Source organism: Synechococcus sp. L2F (genome assembly GCF_024345695.1).
Classification (GTDB): domain Bacteria; phylum Cyanobacteriota; class Cyanobacteriia; order PCC-6307; family Cyanobiaceae; genus MW101C3.
This window is the reverse complement of record NZ_JAGQBP010000010.1, coordinates 1-5,000: the sequence shown is the minus strand read 5'-3', so window position 1 is coordinate 5,000 and position 5,000 is coordinate 1. Positions and strand designations below refer to the sequence as shown.

Here is a 5,000-nt window from a genome sequence, read left to right as displayed (position 1 = left end):
GCTTCCTTAACCTTCCGGCACTGGGCAGGCGTCAGCCCCCATACATCGTCTTGCGACTTAGCGGAGACCTGTGTTTTTGGTAAACAGTCGCCTGGGCCTCTTCACTGCGACCACCTTGCGGTGGCACCCCTTCTCCCGAAGTTACGGGGCCATTTTGCCGAGTTCCTTAGAGAGAGTTACCTCGCGCCCCTCGGTATTCTCTACCACCCCACCTGTGTCGGTTTCGGGTACAGGCCGTCATGCCTTAACGGGTATAGGGCTTTTCTTGGAAGCTTGACATCACCCACTTCGCTGCCGTAGCAGCTCGTACTCACGCCTCAGCTCGGGATGTTTTCACCACCCCTCAACGCCTCGAACGCTTGAACCAGTAACCAACATCTGGCTGGGCTAGCCTTCTCCGTCCCCCTTCCCAAAACATGACAGGTACAGGAATGTTGACCTGTTGTCCATCGACTACGCCTTTCGGCCTCGCCTTAGGTCCTGACTAACCCTCCGCGGACGAGCCTGCCGGAGGAACCCTTAGGGTTTCGGGGCATGGGATTCTCACCCATGTTTTCGCTACTCAAGCCGACATTCTCACTTCCATGCAGTCCACGCCCGCTTACGCTAACGCTTCACCCCACATGGAACGCTCCCCTACCATTTAACAAGTTAAATCCGCAGCTTCGGTACAATGCTTAGCCCCGTTCATTTTCGGCGCAGGATCGCTCGACCAGTGAGCTATTACGCACTCCTTTGAGGATGGCTGCTTCTGGGCAAACCTCCTGGTTGTCTGGGCAATCCCACCTCCTTTATCACTCAGCATTGATTTGGGGACCTTAGCTGGCGGTCTGGGCTGTTTCCCTTTCGACCATGGAGCTTATCCCCCACAGTCTGACTGCCTAGTTTCACACAGGGTATTCAGAGTTCGTCTCGATTTGGTACCGCTCTCGCAGCCCGCACCGAAACGGTGGCTTTACCCCCCTGCTATAGCACTAGACGCTACGCCTCAACGTATTTCGGGGAGAACCAGCTAGCTCCGGGTTCGATTGGCATTTCACCCCTAACCACAGCTCATCCGCTGATTTTTCAACATCAGTCGGTTCGGACCTCCACTTGGTATCACCCAAGCTTCATCCTGGCCATGGTTAGATCACCCGGGTTCGGGTCTATAAACACTGACGATCGCCCTATTCAGACTCGCTTTCGCTATGGCTCCACCATTCCCGGTTTAACCTGCCAGTGCCTATAAGTCGCCGGCTCATTCTTCAACAGGCACGCGGTCACCCGATCAGTCGGGCTCCCACTGCTTGTAAGCTCACGGTTTCATGTTCTATTTCACTCCCCTCCCGGGGTTCTTTTCACCTTTCCCTCGCGGTACTGTTGCGCTATCGGTCACACAGGAGTACTTAGCCTTACGAGGTGGTCCTCGCAGATTCACACGGAATTCCACGTGCTCCGTGCTACTCGGGATACAGCTAGGCCAGTTTCGCTTTCGTGTACGGGGCTTTCACCCTCTATGGCGCGCCATTCAAACGCTTCCACTAACGTCCCTGGTCCACGTTGCTGTCCCACAACCCCGATGGTCGAAACCATCGGTTTAGGCTCTTCCCCGTTCGCTCGCCGCTACTTAGGGAGTCGTTTTTACTTTCCTTTCCTCCAGCTACTAAGATGTTTCAGTTCGCTGGGTTGGCTCGAGCCGCCCTATGTATTCAGGCGGCCGTTCTAGGGGTTGCCCCATTCGGAAATTCCCGGATCAAAGCGTGTTTCCAGCTCCCCGAGACTTATCGCAGGTAACCACGTCCTTCATCGCCTCTGTGTGCCAAGGTATCCACCGTGAGCCCTTTGTAGCTTGACCAATGTATCCCAACATTGCATTGCTGCCTTGAATCGCAGATTCTCTCGGATTCACCTCTTCATGACAAAATAAAGACAATTCTCATTGCCTTTGCCTTTGTCATGAACGGTTTGAATGCCAAAATCAAACCCCTCCCATCTCGGCGATGATTGAGGAACAATGCTGGGTCTCGGCTCTTGCTCAAGAACTTCTCGATTCACGCTTCAAAAGTTTCTCTCGAAACCCTTCAGCAAAAATCGAGCATCCATGAGATGCTTTCATTTCCAGACTTTACTTATGCAGTTGTCAAGGTTCGGCTGAACATCAGAGCATGAATTGAGACTTATTCAGTCTCAAATCATGCTGCTAGAGCTCAGCGTCCTTTCAACTGGATGGCAATTCCATCTCAAATGAAAAGAAGCTGAATTCTTGATCAGCGGACATGTCTCGTCACACCCTGGCATGGCTCGGGTTCCTTCTCCTGCTTTCGCTGTGAAGGGTTTGGTCAGTGGAGGTTAGCGGACTCGAACCGCTGACATCCTGCTTGCAAAGCAGGCGCTCTACCAACTGAGCTAAACCCCCAAACACGAATGGGCCATCCTGGACTTGAACCAGGGACCTCACCCTTATCAGGGGTGCGCTCTAACCACCTGAGCTAATGGCCCAGGAGTTTTACCTTTCCATTAAGCTCCTCCCTTTCGGGATTCACTCGCTGTGGGGTGTGACCTAGACAAAGTTTAGGAACTGAAAAGACGCCTCAGACAAGTCTTCAATCATATCCATCGCTGGATACAATTTCTGCTTTCTGATTTGCCAGCTGAGGTACCGATCGACCTTCGAGATGACAGGATTGTGGCCTAAGACAAAGTTGCTACTTAGATTTTCATCCGCATAGCGCTCAGACATCACAATCAGTTTTGTCTCCCTGTTAGGAGGTGATCCAGCCGCACCTTCCGGTACGGCTACCTTGTTACGACTTCACCCCAGTCATCAGCCCCACCTTCGGCGTCCTCCTCCCTTACGGGTTGGAGTAACGACTTCGGGCATGGCCAACTTCCATGGTGTGACGGGCGGTGTGTACAAGGCCCGGGAACGTATTCACCGCAGTATGCTGACCTGCGATTACTAGCGATTCCTCCTTCACGTAGGCGAGTTGCAGCCTACGATCTGAACTGAGCCACGGTTTATGGGATTTGCTAGCTCTCGCGAGTTTGCTGCCCTTTGTCCGTAGCATTGTAGTACGTGTGTAGCCCAGGATGTAAGGGGCATGATGACTTGACGTCATCCACACCTTCCTCCGGTTTATCACCGGCGGTCTCTCTAGAGTGCCCAACTGAATGCTGGCAACTAAAGACGTGGGTTGCGCTCGTTGCGGGACTTAACCCAACATCTCACGACACGAGCTGACGACAGCCATGCACCACCTGTCACTGCGCTCCCGAAGGCACTCCCAAGTTTCCAAGGGATTCGCAGGATGTCAAACCCTGGTAAGGTTCTTCGCGTTGCATCGAATTAAACCACATACTCCACCGCTTGTGCGGGCCCCCGTCAATTCCTTTGAGTTTCACACTTGCGTGCGTACTCCCCAGGCGGAACACTTAACGCGTTGGCTACGACACCGAGGGGGTCGATTCCCCCGACACCTAGTGTTCATCGTTTACGGCCAGGACTACAGGGGTATCTAATCCCTTTCGCTCCCCTGGCTTTCGTCCATGAGCGTCAGTTATGGCCCAGCAGAGCGCCTTCGCCACTGGTGTTCTTCCCGATATCTACGCATTTCACCGCTACACCGGGAATTCCCTCTGCCCCTACCACACTCTAGCCCAGCAGTTTCCATTGCCTGGATGGAGTTAAGCTCCACTTTTTAACAACAGACTTGCTGGGCCGCCTGCGGACGCTTTACGCCCAATAATTCCGGATAACGCTTGCCACTCCCGTATTACCGCGGCTGCTGGCACGGAATTAGCCGTGGCTTATTCCTCAAGTACCGTCATGTCTTCTTCCTTGAGAAAAGAGGTTTACAGCCCAGAGGCCTTCGTCCCTCACGCGGCGTTGCTCCGTCAGGCTTGCGCCCATTGCGGAAAATTCCCCACTGCTGCCTCCCGTAGGAGTCTGGGCCGTGTCTCAGTCCCAGTGTGGCTGATCATCCTCTCAGACCAGCTACTGATCGAAGCCTTGGTGCGCCATTACCACACCAACTAGCTAATCAGACGCGGGCTCATCCTCAGGCGAAATTCATTTCACCTCTCGGCATATGGGGTATTAGCGGCCGTTTCCGGCCGTTATCCCCCTCCTGAGGGCAGATTCCCACGCGTTACTCACCCGTCCGCCACTAGCCCGAAGGCTCGTTCGACTTGCATGTGTTAAGCACGCCGCCAGCGTTCATCCTGAGCCAGGATCAAACTCTCCGTTGTATTCACTGTTCCTTTAAATCAATTCATCAAAGCCTTTAGCCTTCGCTAAATTCTTAAACTCATCGATCGCAAACAATGCCGTCAACGCCCAAAATCATCAACCTCTTCAAAACCACACTCGCGTATCGCTTCTTCAAAGCTCATGCTTTCAGTCGTGACCTCCTTCCTTGGAAGGGTTCGAGAGCGCATCTACAACCAAGCAATCTTGCTTTCGCCTCATTGCTCAATGTTCAATGACTTTCCAAATCACTCAGATCCGGTCGCTTCCTCGTAAACCGAAACTTGCATCCCTATTCGCATCGTGAGAACGCAAATAGAAACATCTCAGCTCACTCAGTCGCTTGTTTCTTTTTGACGGGACCTCACACCTTTGCTGCACGTTCGTCACTCCCTCCAAAGGCAGCGCTTCCGCGCTCTCCTCCTTCAGTCATGACGCAGCAAAAGCGTCAGTTCCTAAACTTTTTAGTTGTCCAGGTGCGCCTCCCCCTTCTTCAGGGTTCGGCTCTCGCGGCTTCCTCAGCCGCTTTCAAAACTTACAGCATCGTCGGCTCGCGCCTCCTTCTCCGTAAGCCCTGCAGCGCTCGCCTCTCGGCTCCCGCGCAGTCCAAAAAATTAGCACACAAACTCACCCCCCCGCTTCAACCAAGGCCTCCGCCCATGGCGCGAATCGTGCCAGCTGCTCGCTATTGCTCGCCGCAAGCACCGGAAAGTCTGTGCTCGCAAGGCTTTCGCCTGCTACTAGAGGGGTGGGACTGCGTTGCAGCCACTGC

The 5,000-nt window shown here is 53.7% G+C and carries 2 tRNA genes and 2 rRNA genes (1 of these 4 running past the window's edge); all 4 read right to left on the bottom strand.

From position 1 onward, the window contains the following. Positions 1-1,837: ribosomal RNA gene (locus KBZ19_RS14970) — 23S ribosomal RNA — on the bottom strand; it reaches 1,039 nt to the left of the window's first position. A 488-nt stretch (positions 1,838-2,325) separates the two neighbouring features. Continuing rightward, positions 2,326-2,398 (bottom strand) — tRNA-Ala (locus tag KBZ19_RS14965). A 9-nt stretch (positions 2,399-2,407) separates the two neighbouring features. Further along, positions 2,408-2,481: transfer RNA gene (locus tag KBZ19_RS14960), tRNA-Ile, on the bottom strand. Between the two features lie 263 nt (positions 2,482-2,744). Next, positions 2,745-4,230, bottom strand: a 16S ribosomal RNA gene (locus tag KBZ19_RS14955). The 16S and 23S rRNA genes sit together here with 2 tRNA genes alongside, the layout of an rRNA operon. Positions 4,231-5,000: the final 770 nt, after the last annotated feature.